The 19,578-nt window shown below is 72.5% G+C and carries 11 protein-coding genes; 6 read left to right on the top strand and 5 right to left on the bottom strand.

Annotated elements, in window-relative coordinates; genetic code table 11:
• Position 1: 1 nt before the first annotated feature.
• On the top strand, positions 2 to 2,296 hold the full coding sequence (locus J4573_RS40440) for an alpha/beta hydrolase family protein (protein ID WP_208261438.1): 2,295 nt from the start codon (positions 2 to 4) through the stop codon (positions 2,294 to 2,296).
• Here the strand turns inward: J4573_RS40440 and J4573_RS40435 are convergent.
• The 3 genes from J4573_RS40435 to J4573_RS40425 form a co-directional block, all read right to left on the bottom strand.
• Positions 2,289 to 2,450, bottom strand: a complete 162-nt coding sequence (locus J4573_RS40435; protein WP_208261437.1) for a hypothetical protein — start codon at positions 2,448 to 2,450, stop codon at positions 2,289 to 2,291. The genes J4573_RS40440 and J4573_RS40435 overlap by 8 nt on opposite strands.
• A 57-nt stretch (positions 2,451 to 2,507) precedes the next feature.
• Positions 2,508 to 2,858 (bottom strand): nuclear transport factor 2 family protein, encoded by a 351-nt coding sequence (locus tag J4573_RS40430; RefSeq protein ID WP_208261436.1) that lies wholly within the window; start codon positions 2,856 to 2,858, stop codon positions 2,508 to 2,510.
• A gap of 76 nt (positions 2,859 to 2,934) precedes the next feature.
• Positions 2,935 to 4,650 (bottom strand): serine/threonine-protein kinase, encoded by a 1,716-nt coding sequence (locus tag J4573_RS40425; protein WP_208261435.1) that lies wholly within the window; start codon positions 4,648 to 4,650, stop codon positions 2,935 to 2,937.
• Between the two features lie 107 nt (positions 4,651 to 4,757).
• On the opposite strand from J4573_RS40425, the gene J4573_RS40420 reads away from it, so the two are divergent.
• On the top strand, positions 4,758 to 5,609 hold the full coding sequence (locus J4573_RS40420) for a CE1 family esterase (RefSeq protein WP_208261434.1): 852 nt from the start codon (positions 4,758 to 4,760) through the stop codon (positions 5,607 to 5,609).
• Between the two features lie 5 nt (positions 5,610 to 5,614).
• On the opposite strand, the gene J4573_RS40415 is transcribed toward J4573_RS40420, so the two are convergent.
• Positions 5,615 to 7,813: an MMPL family transporter gene (locus J4573_RS40415; protein WP_208261433.1), complete on the bottom strand. Its 2,199-nt coding sequence runs from the start codon at positions 7,811 to 7,813 to the stop codon at positions 5,615 to 5,617.
• Positions 7,810 to 8,424, bottom strand: coding sequence for a TetR/AcrR family transcriptional regulator (locus J4573_RS40410; protein ID WP_208261432.1), 615 nt, complete (start codon positions 8,422 to 8,424; stop codon positions 7,810 to 7,812). Before J4573_RS40410 ends, J4573_RS40415 begins: the two co-directional genes overlap by 4 nt.
• A gap of 373 nt (positions 8,425 to 8,797) precedes the next feature.
• On the opposite strand from J4573_RS40410, the gene J4573_RS40405 reads away from it, so the two are divergent.
• The 4 genes from J4573_RS40405 (at position 8,798) to nrfD (ending at position 19,573) form a co-directional block, all read left to right on the top strand.
• Positions 8,798 to 14,296 (top strand): ATP-binding protein, encoded by a 5,499-nt coding sequence (locus J4573_RS40405; protein WP_208261431.1) that lies wholly within the window; start codon positions 8,798 to 8,800, stop codon positions 14,294 to 14,296.
• A gap of 119 nt (positions 14,297 to 14,415) precedes the next feature.
• Complete coding sequence (fdh, locus tag J4573_RS40400; protein ID WP_208261430.1) at positions 14,416 to 17,667, top strand: formate dehydrogenase; 3,252 nt, start codon at positions 14,416 to 14,418, stop codon at positions 17,665 to 17,667.
• Positions 17,668 to 17,669: 2 nt separating this feature from the next.
• Positions 17,670 to 18,542 (top strand): 4Fe-4S dicluster domain-containing protein, encoded by an 873-nt coding sequence (locus J4573_RS40395; protein WP_208261429.1) that lies wholly within the window; start codon positions 17,670 to 17,672, stop codon positions 18,540 to 18,542.
• The gene (gene nrfD, locus J4573_RS40390; RefSeq protein ID WP_208261428.1) at positions 18,539 to 19,573 is read left to right on the top strand and encodes an NrfD/PsrC family molybdoenzyme membrane anchor subunit; all 1,035 of its coding nucleotides are present in this window, start codon (positions 18,539 to 18,541) and stop codon (positions 19,571 to 19,573) included. Before J4573_RS40395 ends, nrfD begins: the two co-directional genes overlap by 4 nt.
• Positions 19,574 to 19,578: the final 5 nt, after the last annotated feature.

Below are 19,578 nucleotides of genomic sequence, written 5' to 3'. Positions count from 1 at the left end.
GGTGAACGGCGACGAGGCACGACCGCCGGCGACGAACGCCGTCCGCGCCCCAGGGCCGGCGGACGGCGGTCCCGGCCCCGCACGCCCGCGACTGACCGTCGTCAACGGCCTCGCGGGCACGGCGCAGACGGGCACGGCCCAGCCGGGCGTCGTGCAGCCGGGCGTCGTGCAGCCGGGCGTCGCACGGACCGACGCCACCGCGTGCGCGGCGGACCTGGCCCACGTCGCCGAGGCCATCCGCGAATGCTCCGTGCACGCGACGGAGGCGCTCGCCGCCATCACCAGAAGCCCGGGCATCGCGGCGATGCGCACGCACGTCGCCGCCCAGTCCGCGCTGGTCCGGGCGTTGACGCACGGCAAGGGGCTCGGCTGCTCGTTCGCCGGCGGAACGTTCAGCGGAGTCGTGTCGCAGGCCGCGGGCGTGGCCGGGCGCCGTGGGCTGGCGGTGCGCGTGATGGCGACCTCGGCGCGCGTACGGCTGACCGGCCTGGCGCACCGGCATCCCGAGATGCGCGACGACCCGCTGCTCCGCGCGCTCGTCGACGCCGTCAACACCGGAAGCGTGCCGAGGTTCGCGCGCGAGATGTGGCGGCTGCACCGGGCGCGCGGCTTCGGCGGGATCATCAGCACCATCGCGCCGATGTACGGCGAGATCCAGACCCTGTGGGCGCTGCTGGACGGCAACCCGTTCAACGACGCGACCGCGTGGCGGCTGGCCAGCGGCCGCGACGTGCCGAGCGCCGACCCGCTGACCGGCCTGTCGACCAAGGCCATCATGTTCTGGGATCGCGGACGCGGCGTCTCCCGCGAGGTCGATCCCGGGCCGGAGCTGGCGGCGGCCCTGCCCCGCAGGGGCTCGATCATCGACTTCCTCACCGCGCTCCGGCTGCTCGGCCGCGGCAGCCGTGTGATCGTGCAGACCGTGCGCGGCCCGGACGGCGCCGAACGGTTCGTCCTGCTGATGCCCGGGATGGGCACCGAGATCCGCAGCGACGACACACCCCAGGACGTCGTCGGCGCGTTCACGACCACACTGCGCTCGGAGTCGTCCACCACGAACGCGTTGCTGGACGCGATCGGCAAGGCGGGCATCCCCGAGGGCGCGGAGATCGCGCTGATCGGCCACAGCCTCGGCGGATCGGCGGTCATGAACCTCGCGCAGGACGCCGCGTTCTGCCGCCGCCACACGGTGACGCACGCGATCGCGCTCGGCGCGCCGATCGACTTCAAGAAGCCCGCCGATCCGCGCACCTGGGTCGCGTCCATCGTCCATCACCGCGACATCGTCGCCACGATGGACGGGCAGGGCACCGACACCTGCTTCGACCTGCATCCGGACTGGTACACGGTGAGCTTCGGGCAGCCCGAGGACACGTTCCCCAGCTGCCACGGGATCCGGCACTACCTCGCGGCCCTCGAACACGACCTGCTGATCGAACGCGCCCACATCGACCGCAAGCTCGTCCCTTACCGGGGGGTGGTGACGCGGTCGCGCGTCTTCCAGCTCCATCGCGACGTCCCCGAGCCGCACGGCCACCCGTTCCTGACGGCGCCGGGCAGCCCGTCCACGGCGGACCTGCCCGTCCGGGGCCACGACACCGACGCCATCGTCGCGTTCTTCGCCGCCGAGGCCCGTGCCGTCGAACGGGCCCTCGCCGGTGAGGAGGTCGGCGCCCTCGTCCGGCTCGCTGCCTCGCGATGGGTTCCGGTCGCCCTCACCGTGATCGCGCACCGCGACTCCACGATCGGCCCGTACGCCGAGGCCCGGCTCGCGGTGTGCGTCCACGACCCATGGCGGGGCCGCCACCCGCTCGCCGCGTGGGCCGACCCCGTGCGCCGCCCCGACCTGCGCTGGTCCGGGCAGCAGGTCCTCGGCTGCACGGTCACGACCCACGCGGCGCAGACGACCGCCCACGACGCGTGGGGACTCGCACCCGAGATCGGCCCGGTCGCGTTCGCGCGCTCGGGCCGGCGACGCCTGGCGCTCGCCATCGGAGGCGCGAACGGGACGACGCTCACCGGCCGGCTGGGCCCGGGAACGCCCGTGCCGTCCCTCGGCCGCGTCTGGTACGGCCGATCCGGCAACGCCGACGTCGTGCGTTCGGTGGCCGAGTTCCGCGGCGGTGCCCGAGCTCACCCGCTGCCGTGGCTGCGGCTGCGCGCAGGCCCCGGCGACGATCCGGTGACCCGGCGGCTGCGCGAGATCGGCGTACGCGACGCCCGCCCGATGCTCTGCCTCGCCGCGTTCAACTGCCGCTCCCGGATGGACGACGGCGCGCGCCTGTCCATCAACTGACCACGAGGAGCCGAGGAGCCGAGGAGCCGCCCGCGTTGTGGACATGCCCGCATCGATCGAGTCCGTGCCCGAGGAACTGTTCGTCGGCGGCCTCGACCGCGACCTGATCGACCACGACGAACGCCGGGGCGCCGCGCCCCCGCGAGGGGGTCAACGGCGCCCCGGTGATCGCTTGACGCGATGGCCGCGTTCGTCAGGTGGACCGCAGGCGTCAGGCGGGCTGGTCCATGAAGCCGATCGCCTGGGCCACCCGGCCGTCCTCACCGAACACCAGGACGTCGATGCCGGTCAGGCTCCCGTCCTGGGACGCCGACTCCCACCACAGGCGCACGACGTTGTGGTGGGAGTCGGTGCGCCCGGTCAGCCGGAACGTCAGGCCGGGCATCCTGGCCCGCGTCCTGGCGACGGCGTCGCTCAGGCCGTGTGCGCCGCGCACCTGGTTGCCGGGGTCGACGAGTTCGACGTCCTCCCTGCAGAACGAGCCCGCCAGCTCGACCCGCCGCTCCGCGTCCGCTTCGTTCCAGAGCATTTCCCAACGGCTGCACGCCGTGTCCAAGTCCATGCCCGGGTTCTTCCCGGCACGCCCGAGCCGCGCACCGCACCGATTGTCGTGGGCCCAACGCCTCAGGCGGCGCCGATCACGGAGCGGTCTGGCAGGCGGAGCACGCGTCCAGCCGTACGACCGCACGGGTGGCGATCGCGTCGGCCCAGGACCGGGCCGCGTCGCGGAACGTCTGGTAGCGCAGGCGGTCCAGGTGGACACCGCCGCTGAACTCGGGGCCGACGCTCGGCGGCTCGTTGACCGACTCGGCGCCGACGTTGACCTGGATCAGGACGTTGCCGCGCCGGACCAGGAGCTGGGCCTCGGTGCGCAGCTCACGGCCGCCGTAGAAGACCGACGAGTAGTAGGCGCCGTCCCCCATCGAGTCCGACGGGCCGCTCGTCGCGATCCTGCTGCCGCTCGTCTTCGTCGCGGGCAGCCGGGACCGTGCCTCCGACAGCCGCTGTTCGGCCGTCGTGGTGTCGGCGACGGTCATGATCCGGACGGAGGCGGTCTGGTGCTGATGGTCGCTGGCCTTGGCCGTGATGTCGGTGCCGAACTCGCAGAGCGGCACCTTCTCCTTCGGGGAGAACAGGCTGGTGCCCTCGCTCTCGGCGCCCTTGGCCATCACGCCCATCTCCTTCGGGAAGGGTGCGCCGACCATGCCGCACGGTCCCGACGGCAGCTTGGTGAACGGGTTGCCGGTGACCGTGCCGCCTTGCGCGGTGACGGTCTTGTCGGGCCCGTCCGTGCTCCCCTTGCCGGTGCTCGTGGCGGTGGCGCTGGGACGCCCGGAGGCGCCGCGGCCATCGCCGCCATCGTTCAGCGCCTCGCTGGCGAGGACTCCGGCGAGCAGCGCGACGAGTCCGGCCGCCGCGCCCGCCACCGCCAGAATCCTGCCGCGTCGCCGGGGCTTGGCGGCCGTGGTCGCGACCGGGCCTGCGGGCCACTGCCGCGTCACCATGCGGGTCGCGGCGAGCTGAGGATCGTCCGGCCCGACCAGCGCGACGAGCAGTTCGTCGGCGGACGGCCGTCGCGCCGGGTCGGGGTCCAGGGCTTGCCGGACGAGTCCTTGCAGGTGGTCGGGCAGCCCGGTGAGCGTGTACGAGCCCTCGTGTGCACGGGCGGCCAGCTGCATCATCGTGCCGGTGCCGTGCGGGTGGGAGCCGGAGGCGGCGAACGCGACGAGCAGGCCCCAGGCGAAGACGTCGGCGGGCGGCCCGCTCGTACCGTCGAAGATCGCCTCGGGCGCCATCCAGCCGGGGCTGCCCACCACGACGCCGGTCGCGGTGTGCCGTTCGGTGGAGTCCAGGGCGCGCGCGATGCCGAAGTCGATCACCCGCGGTCCCCGCGCGGACAGCAGCACGTTGGCGGGCTTGAGGTCGCGGTGCACGAGCCGTGCCCCGTGGATCGCGGCCAGCGCGGCGGCGGTCCCGGCCGCCAGCGCGCTCAGGCGCTCGGCCGGGAGCGGGCCGTGCTCGCGGACCCACGCGGCCAGCGACGGCCCCTCGACGAACTCGGTGATCATGTACGGCAGGCCGTCGGCCGTCCCGTGGTCCAGCACGCTCGCGGTGCAGAAGGCCGCCACTCGCTGCGCGTTGGCGACCTCGGCGGCGAAGCGGGCGAGGAACGCGGCGTCCACGGCCAGCTCGCGCCGGATCACCTTGATCGCCACCGGCCGCCCGGCGGCGTCGGCCCCCCGGTAGACGATGCCCATCCCGCCCTCGCCGAGCCGGTCCAGCACCCGGTACCCGCCGATCGAGGCGGGGTCGTCCGGGGCCAGGCGGCTCCGGTGCGGATGGACGGCGCTCATGCGTTCCCCTTTGAGGTGTTTTGCCTGGAATGAGGGTAAACGTCAGTTGACCATGGTGACGCACGGGCCCTGGGAGACCCGCCCGAGCCGGTGGCAGAGTGAGCGCCATGGAGAGCGACGGCACGGTGATCTCTGATGAGCTGACGGTCGACGGCCTGGCCCGCGGCTTCACGATCCGGCCGCCGAACGGGCCCTCGGCCGACGGGCCACGCCCCCTGGTTCTCGTCCTGCACGGCAACCACCCCGACGAGGGCGCCGGCAGCCGGATGATGCGCGAGTTGACCACGTTCGACGACCAGGCCGACGCCCGCGGATGGGTGGTCGTCTACCCGGACGGTCATAGCGGCAACTGGGCGGACGGCCGCGGCGTCACGACCGCCGAGGAGGCCGGGGTCGACGATGTCGCGTTCCTCAGCGCCTTGATCAACCACATGGCCGCCCACCACGGCACCTGGCCTGACCGGACCGTGGTGGCGGGCGCCTCCAACGGAGCGTTCATGGCGCACCGGCTGGCCCTGGCGGCCGGAGACCAGGTGGCCGTACTCGCGGCCGTGGCGGGCACGCTGCCGGTCGCGCTCCACGAGGTGCGCCCCGCCCATGCCGTCTCGGCACTGCTGATGCACGGCACCGCCGACGAGATCGCGCCGATCGGGGGCGGCTACTCCCGCCACCGAGGCCCGAACGGTGAACTGCGCGGCCGGACGGTGTCCCTCGACGCCACCGCGGAACGCTGGCGAACGATCGACCGCTGCCCGGCCCCCGGCCCGGACGGCACCCGCGAGACCGAGTTCTCCATCCGTACGACGGCGGCCGGTGGGGTCGGCGGTACGCAGGTCGCGACCTGGCAGGTGCTCGGCGACGGTCACGGGTGGCCGACCATGAGGGAGTTCGACGCCGCCGAAGAGATCTGCCGCTTCGCCGAACCCCTCCTCCTACCGGCCGCCGCCCGCCGGCTCTGACGTGGTCAATGTCGTGCGGCGGACGGGTTGGCTCTGATCGGGTCCGCCGCCGGTGATCGGCTGATGCCGGGGAACCACCAGTTCCAGTCGCCGAAGAGCTTCATGAGGGCGGGGACGAGAACGAGGCGGACGAGGGTGGCGTCGAGGGCGATGGCCACGGCGAGCGACAGGCCGAACTCCTTGACCTCCAGGACCCCGGCGGTGAGGAAGCCGCCGAAGACCGCGACCATGATCGCCGCGGCGGCGGCGATGGGGCGGGCGGTGTGCTCGATGCCGGTGGCGACCGCCGACTCGTTGTCGTGACCGTCCTCCCATGCCTCCTTCATGCGGCGGATGAGGAAGACCTCGTAATCCATGGAGAGGCCGAAGAGCAGGACGAAGACGGAGATGGGCAGGTAGACCTGCAGGAAGCCCGTGCTGGTGAAGCCGAGCAGGCTCGCGCCGTGGCCCCACTGGAACACCGCGACCGTGATTCCGATCGCGGCGGCGGTGACCATGAGGTTCATGACGACCGCCTTGATGGGCAGCAGGACGCTGCGGAAGACCAGCAGCAGGAACAGCAGCGACAGGCCGAGGACCAGCGTCATGACGTAGGGGAGCTTGGCGGTGGTCTCGTTGGAGAGGTCGACGAACGTCGCGGTGGCCCCGCCGACGAGGACCTGCTGGCCGGTGGCCCGAGGAGCGAGGTCGTGGCGGATGTGGCGGACCAGGTCGGTGGCCGCGCCCGAGTCGATCGCGACCTTCGGGACCGCGTTCAGCAGCACGCGGCCGTCGCCGGGAATCGTCTCCACGTCCGCGACGCGTTCGTCCCGGGAGATCTGCTTGGCGAGCGCCGCGGCCTGCCCCTGGCCGGTGGCGTCGAGGGGCGTGTCGTCCCGGCCGGTGACGACGACCTGGATGGGAGAGACCGCGCCCGGGCTGAACGAGCGTTCCAGGATCGTCTGCGCCTTGGCGGAGGGGCGCCCGTCCAGGGAAGCCGTGCCGAGGTCGATGCCGTACTTCAGACCGCCGACCGGGAGCGCGGCGATGACCAGGATCGCGAACGCGAGGCCACCGAACAGGACCGGGCGGCGCATGACCAGCCGCGCCCAGCGCGCCCAGGGCCCGGACTCGGCGGCCGAGGCGGAACGCACGTCGGCGGGGCGCCAGCGTTCCGGGAGCTGCCAGGCGTTCACGCGCGGCCCGAGCGCGGCCAGTACGGCGGGCAGCAGCGTCAGCGCCGCGGCGAGCGTGCAGACGACGGAGATCAGCACGCCGGTGGAGATCTCGCGGAAGACCGGGGAGTCGACGACGTAGAGGGAGCACATGGAGATCGCCACGATCACGCCGGAGAACAGGACGGTCCGGCCGGAGGTGGCGACGGCGGCGCCGGTGGCCTCGGGGACCGCGTCGTCACCGCGGCGCGCCAGTTCCTCGCGGAAGCGGCTGACGATGAACATCGCGTAGTCGATGCCGATCCCGGTGCCGATCATCGTCACGATGGTCATCAGGAACGCGTCGAGGGTGAACCCGAACGTGAGCAGGTAGACCACGCCGAACGTGAGGGTCAGGCCCACCCCGGCCAGCAGCAGCGGGAGAAGGGAGGCGACGACCGCGCCGAACGCCAGCACCATGACCGCGAGGGCGATCGGCACGCCGACGGACTCGGCGCGTTCGGCGCCCGCGTTCTCGACGGCCGTCTGGTCGTTGGTGATGGGGGAGTAGCCGGACAGGTAGGCCTCGACCCCGCCCGTCGCCGCGGCGTCGATCGCCTTCTGCACGTCGGCCGCGCGCCCGGGGCGCTGCCGGCTGGTGCCGTCCAGCCCGACGACGGCCATCGCCGCGCGCCCGTCGGCCGACACCTGCTTCTCGGCCTGAGCGTCGAACGGGCCGACGACCGTGACGACACCGGGCCGGCTGCGCGCCGCCGCGACCACCTGGGCGACCGCGGCACGCCGGGCCGGGTCGGTGATCTTCCCGTGCGGGCTGTCGAGGACGATGACGTCCTGCTCGTCGCCCTCGACCGCGAAGTGCCGCTGGACGAGCTGGGCGGCCTCGGCGGACGGTGAGCCGTTCACCTCGTAGTCGGGCGCCTTGAGCTGCTTGAACAGGAACGGAAAGCTGGCCCCGCACGCGATGACGACGACGATCCAGATGGTGATCACCAGGCGCCTGTGCTCCGCCATGAGGGTGCCCCACGGACGCCTGGCCGCACGCTTGATCACGATTGCCCTCCCATGAGATCGAGTACCGCTCGTACGCCTTCCTGCGCGTCCAGCCCGGGATCGGCGACGAGATGGAGCATCAGCCCGTCCAGCAGCGCCGCCACCGCCATCGCGATCCCCTCCGGGGACGCGCCCGCGCCCAGGTCGCCGCGTTCCTGGTCGGCGCGGACCAGGTCGCTGAGCGCGGCGCGGTAGGTGCGCAGCACCTCGGCGAACGGCTCGCGCAGCTCCTCGTCGCGCGAGGACTGGCGGGCCGTCTCCAGCAGGAGCGCCATCGAGGGATCGTCCAGAGCACCCGAGGCGTACCAGGCCATCGTTCCTTCGAGCACCTCGCGGACGCTGCCGGCGCTGCGGACCATCGCGATGGGCACGGCCAGCGCCTCGACCGTTGCGGCGACGGCCGCCTGGCGCAGCAGGTCGTCCTTGCCCCGGAAGTGGTAGCTGACCGCCCCGTGCGGCACGCCCGCACGGGCCGCGATCGCCCTGGTGGTGACGTGGCCCCAGCCGTTCTCGCCGATCAGGGCCGCGGCCGCCTTCAGGATCGCGGCGCGGGTGGCCTCACCCTGCTCCGCGCTGGTTGGCCGATTGCCCTGGCCAGACGACTTGTCCATATGGCCAACCTTAGAACGCGGAGGGAGACGCCGCAAGGGACGTGGATACGAGTGGGGGATCTACCGCTCGGCCGAGAGTGCGTCCGTCGACGCCACGGCCGTGCGTCACCTTCGTTCGGCGATGTTTCGGTTACGATGTGTGACCGCTTGCGGACATGCCAGTTCAGCCACCAGATGGCCCCGGCTCGCACCCCTTGGAGGGGGTTGTGCGACCGGGGGCTTTTGTTGGGTCCCCACAACGCGATGGCTCCACCATGTGTGGTGTGAGGCATTGGTTTACCGGGGGGTAAGCGAGCAAGGTGTAGAGCCAGGTGCAGGAGACTCCGGGTCCCGGACGTCGCCTTCTGTGCACGTTAGTCGGGAGGTTCAACCGGTGTTCAGGCGTGTGGCCATCGTCAACCGCGGAGAGGCCGCGATGCGGCTCATCCACGCCGTACGCGATCTTTCGGCGGAGACCGGGGCGCGGATCGAGACGGTCGCCCTTTACACCGATGCCGACAAGAACGCGACGTTCGTCCGTGAGGCCGACGTCGCCTACTCGCTCGGCCCGGCGTCGGCCCGTCCCTATCTCGACCACGCCGTTCTGGAGAAGGCGCTGATCGAGACGGGCGCGGACGCGGCCTGGGTCGGCTGGGGCTTCGTCGCCGAGGACCCGGCGTTCGCCGAGCTCTGCGACCACGTCGGCGTCACGTTCGTCGGCCCGAGCGCGGACGCGATGCGCAAGCTGGGCGACAAGATCGGCGCCAAGCTGATCGCCGAGGAGGTCGGCGTCCCGGTCGCGCCGTGGAGCCGCGGCGAGGTCGCCACGCTGGAGGACGCGCTGCGCGCCGGCGACTCCATCGGCTACCCGCTGATGCTGAAGGCCACCGCGGGCGGCGGCGGGCGCGGCATCCGCATGGTCGCCTCGGCCGAGGACCTGGCCGACGCCTACGAGCGCACCAGCCAGGAGGCGCTGCGCGCGTTCGGCTCCGGTGTGGTGTTCCTGGAGCGCCTGGTCACCGGTGCCCGGCACGTCGAGGTCCAGGTCATCTCCGACGGCGAGACCGCGTGGGCGCTCGGTGTCCGCGACTGCTCGGTGCAGCGCCGCAACCAGAAGATCATCGAGGAGTCGGCGTCCCCGGTCCTCGGGGCCGAGCAGACCGCCGAGCTGAAGGCGTCCGCCGAACGGCTCGCGGTGAAGGTCGGCTACCGCGGCGCCTGCACCGTCGAGTTCCTCTACCACCCCGGCGAGCAGCTGTTCGCGTTCCTGGAGGTCAACACGCGCCTCCAGGTCGAGCACCCGATCACCGAGATCACCACCGGCACCGACCTGGTCCGCCTGCAGCTGCACGTGGCCGGCGGCGGCAAGCTGGAGGGCCCGCAGCCCGCCGAGGCCGGGCACGCCATCGAGGCCCGGCTGAACGCCGAGGACCCCGACCGCGACTTCGCGCCCGCGCCCGGCCGCATCACGCGCCTGGTGCTGCCCGCCGGCCCGGGCATCCGGGTCGACACCGGCGTCAGCGAGGGCGACACCATCCCGGCCGACTTCGACTCGATGATCGCCAAGATCATCGCCTATGGCCGCGACCGCGACCACGCGCTCGGCCGGCTGCGCCGCGCGATGGCCGAGACCACCGTCATCATCGAGGGCGGCGCGACCAACAAGAGCTTCGTGCTCGACCTGCTCGACCAGCCCGAGGTGATCGACGCCAGCGCCGACACCGGCTGGATCGACCGGGTGCGCGCCGAGGGCCGCCTGGTCAGCCACCGGCATTCGGCGGTCGCGCTGGTCGCCGCCGCGATCGAGGCCTACCAGGACGAGGAGGCCATCACCCGCCGGCGGCTGCTGTCCACCGCGCACGGCGGCCGCCCTCAGGTGCAGCACGACCCCGGCCGCCCGCTGGACCTGAAGCTGCGCGGCGTCGGCTACCGGGTGAGCGTCGCCCGCGTCGGCCAGAGCCGGTTCCGTGTCGGCGTCTCGGGTGGCGGCGACGCGCACCGAGCCGACGTCGAGGTGGAGCGCTTCGACGCGCACAGCGGCCAGATCGTGGTGAACGGCCGCCGGTTCCGCCTGGTGTCGGCGACGCACGGCCCGATCCACCTGGTCGAGGTCGACGGCGTCACGCACCGGATCAGCCGCGACGAGGGCGGCGTCGTCCGTTCACCCGCGCCCGCGCTGGTGGTGGCGACGCCGGTCGCGGTCGGCGAGGAGGTCGAGGCGGGCGCGCCGATCCTGGTGCTGGAGAGCATGAAGATGGAGACGGTGCTGCGCGCGCCGTTCCGCGCCCGCGTCCGCGAGTGCCCGGTGTCGGTCGGCGCCCAGGTCGAGACCGGCGCGCCGCTGATGCGGCTGGAGCCGCTCGCCGACGAGGAGGCCGAGGCTGAGGAGGCCGCCGCCGAGACCGTCCCGGTCGAGCTGCCCGCCGAGCGCGGCGGCGAGTCCGCGGCCGCCCGCGCCGAACGCGGGCTGCGCGACCTGCGCGGCCTGATGCTCGGCTTCGACGCCGACCCGTTCGACCGCGACCGGGGCATGGCCGACTACCTGCTCGCCCGCGGCGAGCTCGGCAAGCGCCCGCTGGAGGGCGAGCTCGAACTGCTCGCGCTGTTCGCCGACCTGTCCGAGCTGAGCCGCAACAAGCCCGGCGGCGAGCTCGACACCGAGCCGGGCAGCCCCGTGCACAGCCCGCGCGAGTACTTCCACAGCTACCTGCAGAGCTTGGACGCCGAGCGCGCCGGCCTGACCGAGGCCTTCCAGGACAAGCTCGCCAAGGTCTTCGCCTACTACGGCGTCGACGGCCTGGACCGCACGCCGGAGCTGGAGGCCGCGGTCTTCCGCGTCTTCCTGGCCCAGCAGCAGATGAGCGGCGGCGTCGCGATCGTGTCGGAGCTGCTGCGCCAGTGGCTGGCCGGCGCCCCGCCGTTCGAGGAGCTCGGCGAGCGTGCGGGGCTCACCCTGGAGAACCTGGTCGAGGCCACCCAGGTGCGCTTCCCCACGGTCGCCGACCTCGCGCGCGGCGTGGTGTTCCGCTGGTTCACCCAGCCGCTGCGGCGCCGCAACCGCGCCACGGTCTACGCCGCCGTACGCGACGAGCTGCGCTACCTGGAGCAGAACCCGACCGCCCCCGACCGCACCGAGCGCATCCAGGGCATGGTGGCCAGCCCCGAGCCGCTCGTCCGGCTCGTCGGCCAGCGCCTCGGCCGGGCCGGGCGCGACCACACGCCGCTGCTGGAAGTGCTGACCCGCCGCTACTACGGCAACCGCGGCCTGTCCGACGTCACCTCGCGCGAGATCGCGGGCTGCCGGTTCGTCGTCGCCGAGCAGACGCTCCAGGACGGCGGCGAGACCTGCGTGGTCACGACCGCCGTGGACCTGGCCGCGCTGCCCGACGCCGTCGGTGCCGTCGCCGCGTTCGCCGCCGACGCGCCCGGTGCTCCCGGCGCGCCCGAGGTGGGCCTGGTCGCCGACCTGTACGTCGCGTGGGACGAGCAGCCGGACGCCGAGGTGATGGCCGAACGGCTCGGGCGGCTCCTCACCGAGCACCCGCAGCCCGCCGAAGTCCGCCGGATCACCGTGACGGTGACCGCCGCGGGCGGCGCCGTGATGCACCACCACTTCACCTTCCGCCCCGAGGGCGAGGGCTTCGTCGAGGACCGGCTGATCCGCGGCCTGCACCCGCAGATCGCCCAGCGCCTCCAGCTGCAGCGGCTGCGCGAGTTCGACCTGACCAGGCTGCCGTCCGCCGACGAGGAGATCTACCTCTTCAAGGCGGTCGCCAAGAGCAACCCGTCCGACGAGCGGCTCATCGCGCTCGGCCAGGTCCGCGACCTCACGCCGCTTCGCGACGCCGACGGCACGGTGATCGCGCTGCCGGTGGCCGAGGACGTCTTCACCGCCTGCACCGACGCGATCCGCACCATCCAGGCGCAGCGGCCGCAGAACCGCCGCTTCGACACCAACCGCATCATGATGTACGTCTGGCCGCCGACCGACCTCACCGCCGACGAGCTGCGCACGCTGCTCGAACGCGGCCTGCCGACCATCGCCGGGGTCGGGCTGGAGGAGGTCCAGTTCGTGATCCGGCGGCGCGCCGCCGGACGCCTCACCGAGATCGCCGTACGGGTCACCCTCGACCCGAACGACGACGTGCGGATGGACATCGCCGGGCCGTCGACCGAGCCGGTGAAGCCGCTGGACGGCTACCGCCAGAAGGTGCTGCGCGCGGCCCGCCGCGGCAACATCTACCCCTACGAGCTGACCGGCATGCTGGCCGGCCCGGACGGTGGCTTCGTCGAGCACGACCTGGACGAGCACGGCGCGCTCGTTCCGGTGGACAGGCCCAAGGGCGGCAACTCCGCCGCGATCGTTGCGGGCGTCGTCACGACCCCGACTCCGCGTCACCCCGAGGGCGTCACCCGCGTGGTGCTGCTCGGCGACCCGACCAAGTCGCTCGGCGCGCTGTCGGAGCCCGAGTGCGCCCGCGTGATCGCCGCGCTGGACCTGGCCGAGCGGCTGCGCGTGCCGGTCGAGTGGATCGCGCTGTCGTCGGGCGCCCGGATCTCGATGAGCTCCGGCACCGAGAACATGGACTGGGTCGCCGCCGCGCTGAAGCGGATCGTCACCTTCACCCAGGCCGGCGGCGAGATCAACATCGTGGTCGCGGGGATCAACGTCGGAGCCCAGCCGTACTGGAACGCCGAGGCGACGATGCTCATGCACACCAAGGGCATCCTGGTGATGACGCCCGACTCGGCGATGGTGCTGACCGGCAAGCAGGCGCTGGACTTCTCCGGCGGCGTGTCGGCCGAGGACAACTTCGGCATCGGCGGCTACGACCGCGTGATGGGCCCGAACGGCCAGGCGCAGTACTGGGCGCCGAACCTGCAGGCCGCGCGCGAAGTGCTGATGGCGCACTACGACCACACCTACATCGTTCCCGGCGAGTCGGGACCGCGGCAGGCGCCGACCACCGACCCGATCGACCGCGACGTGTCGGACTACCCGCACACGGTCGCCGGCAGCGACTTCACCACGGTCGGGCAGATCTTCTCCGCCGAGCACAACCCCGACCGCAAGAAGCCGTTCGACATCCGCACGGTGATGCGCGCCCTCGCCGACCAGGACCACCCCGTTCTGGAGCGCTGGGCGGGCATGGCCGACGCCGACACCTCAGCTGTGCAGGACGTGCACCTCGGCGGCTGGCCGGTCTGCCTGGTCGGCATCGAGTCCCGTTCGCTGCCCCGGCGCGGCTTCCCGCCGACCGACGGCCCGGACGCCTACTCCGCCGGAACGCTCTTCCCGCGTTCGTCGAAGAAGACGGCCCGCGCCATCAACGCGGCCTCGGGCAACCGCCCGCTGGTCGTCCTCGCCAACCTGTCGGGCTTCGACGGCTCGCCGGAGTCGATGCGCAAGCTCCAGCTGGAGTACGGCGCGGAGATCGGCCGGGCGATCGTCAACTTCGAGGGCCCGATCGTCTTCTGCGTCATCTCCCGCTACCACGGCGGCGCGTTCGTGGTGTTCTCCAAGGCGCTCAACCCGAACATGACCGTACTGGCCCTGGAGGGCTCGTTCGCCTCGGTGCTCGGCGGAGCGCCCGCCGCGGCCGTGGTCTTCTCCGGCGAGGTCAACAACCGCACCGCCAACGACCCGCGCGTCACCGAGGTCCAGGCGCGGCTCGCCGCCGCCAGCGGCGCCGACCGGGCCGAGCTGAACGCCCACCTCGCCGAGGTCCAGTCGGCGGTACGGGCCGAGAAGCTCGGCGAGGTCGCCACCGAGTTCGACCGGGTGCACAGCATCCAGCGCGCCGTGGAGGTCGGCTCCGTCGACGCCATCATCAGCGCCGCCGAGCTGCGCCCGCAGATCATCAAGGCGGTGGAGCAGGGCCTGAACGGCTGATCTCATCCGGCCGCCCCACGTGCATATATGCCCTGAACTCGGGCAGGGGGAGGGTATCGGCGCTGTCCTGACCTGGGATAACGCCGTTACCTGGTGTCGTGGGGCCGTGGGGTGGCTTGATGGGCGTACGCAGCTGGCTTCAGGGATGGCCGGTCTACCGGCAGTTCACGGGCGACGACCCGCTGGGGCGGGGGGAGGCCGCCAAGTCGGCCCGGACGGCCGCCTTGAGGGCCCGGACCGCCACCGCCGACCGGGTGGTGAAGTCGGTCTGCCCGTACTGCGCGGTCGGCTGCGGCCAGAACGTCTACGTCAAAGATGATCAGGTCGTCCAGATCGAGGGCGATCCGGACTCGCCGGTGAGCCGGGGGCGGCTGTGCCCCAAAGGGTCGGCGACGCTCCAGCTCACGACCGGGTCCGCGAGGCTGCACAAGGTCCTCTACCGGCGTCCGTACGGGAAGGACTGGGAGGAGCTCGACCTCGACACGGCCATGCGCATGGTCGCCGACCGGGTGCTGTCCACGCGCCGGGACAACTGGCAGGACGAGGCCGACGGGTCCAGGGTCAACCGGACGCTCGGTATCGCGAGCCTGGGCGGGGCGACGCTGGACAACGAGGAGAACTACCTCATCAAGAAGCTCCTCACCGCGCTCGGCGTGGTGCAGGTGGAGAACCAGGCGCGGGTCTGCCACAGCTCGACCGTGACGGGGCTCGGGCCCTCGTTCGGGCGGGGCGGCGCGACGACGTTCATGCAGGATCTGCAGAACTCCGACTGCATCGTCATCCAGGGGTCCAACTACGCCGAGGCGCACCCGGTGGGGTTCCAGTGGGTGATGGAGGCCAAGGCGCGCGGGGCGACCGTCATCCACGTCGACCCGAGGTACACGCGGACGAGCGCGGTCGCCGACCTGTACGTGCCGATCAGGGCGGGCTCGGACATCGCCTTCCTGGGCGCGATCATCAACCACGTGCTGTCGACCGAGTCGTACTTCCGCGACTACGTGGTGAACTACACCAACGCCGCCACGATCATCAACGAGGACTTCCGCGACACCGAGGACCTCGACGGCCTGTTCTCCGGGCTGAACGAGGAGACCCGGCACTACGACATCGACACCTGGCGGTACGAGGGCACCGAGGTGGTCGCCGCCGCCGGTGAACGCGACGAGGGCTACGACGAGCGGGCCAAGTCGATCAGCGAGTCGGGGCGCGGCGAGAGCCACGGCGCGGGCGGCGCGTCCCTGCCCCGGGGCGAGCCGGAACGGGACGAGACGCTTCAGCATCCGCGCTGCGTCTTCCAGATCCTCAAGCGCCACTACGCCCGCTACACGCCCGAGGTCGTCCAGGAGGTCTGCGGCGTTCCGCCGGAACAGTTCGCCAAGGTGTGCGACGCGCTCGTGAGCAACTCCGGCCGCGACCGGACCAGCGCGTTCGCCTACGCCGTCGGCTGGACGCAGCACTCGGTCGGCGCGCAGTACATCCGCGCCGCCAGCATCCTGCAGCTTCTGCTGGGCAACATCGGCCGGCCGGGCGGCGGCATCCAGGCGCTGCGCGGCCACGCCAGCATCCAGGGCTCCAGCGACATCCCGACGCTGTTCGACCTGCTGCCCGGCTACATCCCGATGCCGCACGCGCACGAGCACGAGGACCTCGACACGTTCATCGCGGCGGACGCGGCCGAGAAGGGCTACTGGGGCAACATGCGCTCGTACGTGGTGAGCCTCCTCAAAGCGTGGTGGGGCGACGCCGCGACGGCCGACAACGACTTCTGCTTCGGCCATCTGCCTCGCCTGACCGGCAGCCACAGCACGTACGAGACGGCCATGGCGCAGATGGACGGCACCTGCAAGGGCTACTTCCTGATGGGGGAGAACCCGGCGGTCGGGTCGGCCAACGCCAAGGTGCAGCGGCTCGGCATGGCCAACCTCGACTGGCTGGTCGTACGGGACTTCTCGCTGATCGAGAGCGCCACGTGGTGGAAGGACGGCCCGGAGATCGAGACCGGTGAGATGCGGACCGAGGACATCGGCACCGAGGTGTTCTTCTTCCCCGCCGCCGCGCACACCGAGAAGTCCGGCAGCTTCACCAACACCAACCGGATGCTGCAGTGGCATCACGCGGCGGTCGAGCCGGAGGGCGACGCGCGCAGCGACCTGTGGTTCATGTACCACCTGGGCCGGATCATCCGCGCCGAACTCGCGGGCTCGCGCGACCGGCGCGACCGTCCGGTCCTGGATCTGGTCTGGGACTATCCGGTCGAGGGCGAGCTGGACGAGCCGAGCGCGGAGGCGGTACTCGCGGAGATCAACGGTTACGGGTCTGACGGCGGCCATCTGTCCTCCTACGAGGAGCTCGCCGCCGACGGATCCACCAGCTGCGGCTGCTGGATCTACTGCGGCGTCTACGCTGACGGCGTCAACCAGGCCGCCCGCCGCAAGCCCGGCTCGGAGCAGGACTGGATCGCCGCCGAGTGGGCGTGGGCATGGCCGGCCAACCGCCGCGTCCTGTACAACCGTGCCTCCGCCGACCCCGACGGCCGTCCGTGGAGCGAACGCAAGGCGCTCGTCTGGTGGGACGAGCAGCAGGGCAAGTGGACCGGTCACGACGTGCCGGACTTCCAGCCGGCCAAGGCGCCCTCGTACCGGCCCGAGCCGGACGCCAAGGGGCCGGACGCGATCTCGGGAGCCGAGCCGTTCATCCTCCAGGCGGACGGCAGGGGCTGGCTGTTCGCGCCGGCCGGGCTGGTCGACGGGCCGATGCCGACGCACTACGAGCCGCAGGAGTCGCCGGTCGACAACCCGCTGTACGCCGCGCATCCGCGCAACCCGGTCCGGCAGCTGTTCTCGCGCGAGCACAACCGCTTCCACCCGAGCGGCTCGGAGCCCGGCGCGGAGGTCTACCCGTACATCGTCAGCACCTACCGGCTGACCGAGCACTTCACCGCGGGCGGCATGACCCGCTGGTCGCCCTACCTCGCCGAGCTCCAGCCGGAGTTCTTCTGCGAGGTGTCGCCGGAACTGGCCGCGGAACGGGGCCTCACCCACGGCGGCTGGGCCACGATCATCAGCGCGCGCAACGCCATCGAGGCCCGCGTGATGGTGACCGACCGGATGGGGCCGCTGCGCGTCGGCGGCAAGACCGTCTACCAGATCGGGCTGCCGTTCCACTGGGGGCCGAACGGCTACAGCCGCGGTGACGCGGCCAACGAGCTCGCGTCGATCGCGCTCGATCCGAACGTGCACATCCAGGAGGTCAAGGCGCTGACCGCCGACATCCGCCCGGGCAGGCGCCCGCGCGGCGCGGACCGGCCCGAGCTGGTGCGCGAGTACCGGCGGCGCGCGGGCATCACCGAGCACACCGGGATGGGGGTGTGACCATGGCGACGACGACGGAACGGATGGGCTTCTTCACCGACACCTCGGTCTGCATCGGCTGCAAGGCCTGCGAGGTCGCGTGCAAGGAGTGGAACGCCATTCCCGAGGACGGCCTGACGTTCACCGGCATGTCCTACGACAACACCGGCGGGCTCGGCGCCGACACCTGGCGGCACGTCGCGTTCATCGAGCAGCGCAAGCCGGTCGGCCTGCAGGACGCCGAGGTCGAGCACGACGCCTACGAAGGGCTGGACGTGCTCGGCATGGCTTCGGACGCGTCGCAGGGCAGGGATGGGCTGCGCTGGCTGATGGCCTCCGACGTGTGCAAGCACTGCACGCACTCCGCCTGCCTGGACGTCTGCCCGACCGGCGCGCTGTTCCGCACCGAGTTCGGCACGGTCGTCGTCCAGCAGGACATCTGCAACGGCTGCGGCTACTGCGTGCCCGCCTGCCCGTACGGCGTGATCGACAAGCGCGAGGAGGACGGCCGGGTCTGGAAGTGCACGATGTGCTACGACCGGCTCGGCGACGGGCTCCAGCCCGCCTGCGCCAAGGCCTGCCCGACCGACTCCATCCAGTACGGCCCGCTCGACGAGCTGCGCGAGCGGGCCGCCGAGCGCGTCGAGCAGCTGCACGAGGGCGGGGTGACCGACGCCCGGCTGTACGGCGCCGACCCCGACGACGGCGTCGGCGGCAACGGTGCGTTCTTCCTGCTCCTGGACGAGCCCGAGGTGTACGGCCTGCCGCCCGACCCCGTGGTCACCACCCGGGACCTGCCGTCGATGTGGCGGCACGCCGGAGCGGCCGCGGCCACCCTGATCGGCGGGCTGACCGCCATCGCCGTGGCGACCGGACTGCGAGGGAGGCGGCGATGAGCGAGGCCGAGGTCACCCGCGACGGCGTACGGCACCGGCGCCCCGGACGCGAGGCCGTTCCCGGCGGCCGGGGCGGCAGCCGGGGCCGGGGCGGGGGCCGCAGGCGGCGGAACGGGCGGAAGGGGCGCGGCGAGCGCACGATGGTCCCGGACGCCGAGTTCACCAGCTACTACGGGCGCCCGATCCTCAAGCAGCCGACCTGGAAGGCCCTCGACATCGCGGGCTACCTGTTCCTCGGCGGGCTCGCCGGAGCCTCGTCCCTGCTCGCCGCCGCCGCGCAGGCCAGCGGGCGCCCCGGGCTGGCCCGCCCTTGCAAGATCGGCGCGCTCGGGGCGATCTCGCTGTCGACCGCCGCGCTGATCCATGACCTCGGCCGGCCCGGCCGCTTCGCGAACATGCTGCGGGTGATGAAGCCGACCTCGCCGATGAGCGTCGGCTCGTGGATCCTGGCCGCGTACGGGCCAGCCGCCGGGGTGGCCGCCGTCACCGGGGCGACCGGGCTCTTCCCCCGCATCGGCCGCGCCGCCACCGGCTGGGCGGCGCTCACCGGACCGGCCGTGGTGACCTACACCGGCGTGCTGATCGCCGACACCGCCATTCCCGTGTGGCACGGCGCGTACCGCGAGATGCCGTTCCTGTTCGCGGGCTCGGCGGCGGCCTCAGCCGGCGGCCTCGGCCTGCTCACCGCGCCGACGGCGGAGAACGGCCCGGCCCGGTCGACCGCGGCCTTCGGAGCCGCGCTCGACCTGGGCACGGGCATCGTGATGCGCCGCCGCCTCGGACCGCTGGCCGAGCCGTACGAGCAGGGCAAAGCCGCGCGGCTCATGCGGGCCGCGGAGGTCCTCACCGGCACGGGCGCCGTCGCAGGGCTGCTCGCTGGCGGACGCAGCCGCAGTCTCGCCACCGTCGCAGGTGCCGCCCTGCTCGCGGGCTCGGCGGCGACTCGTTTCGCCGTGTTCGAGGCTGGCCGCGCTTCGGCGGCCGACCCCAAATACGTCGTCCAGAGTCAGCGTTCCCCAGAGCCCGGCTAAAGGCC

The organism is Actinomadura barringtoniae, from assembly GCF_017573505.1.
GTDB lineage: Bacteria > Actinomycetota > Actinomycetes > Streptosporangiales > Streptosporangiaceae > Spirillospora > Spirillospora barringtoniae.
The sequence above is the reverse complement of the archived record's forward strand: the minus strand, read 5'-3'. Positions and strand labels throughout refer to the sequence as shown.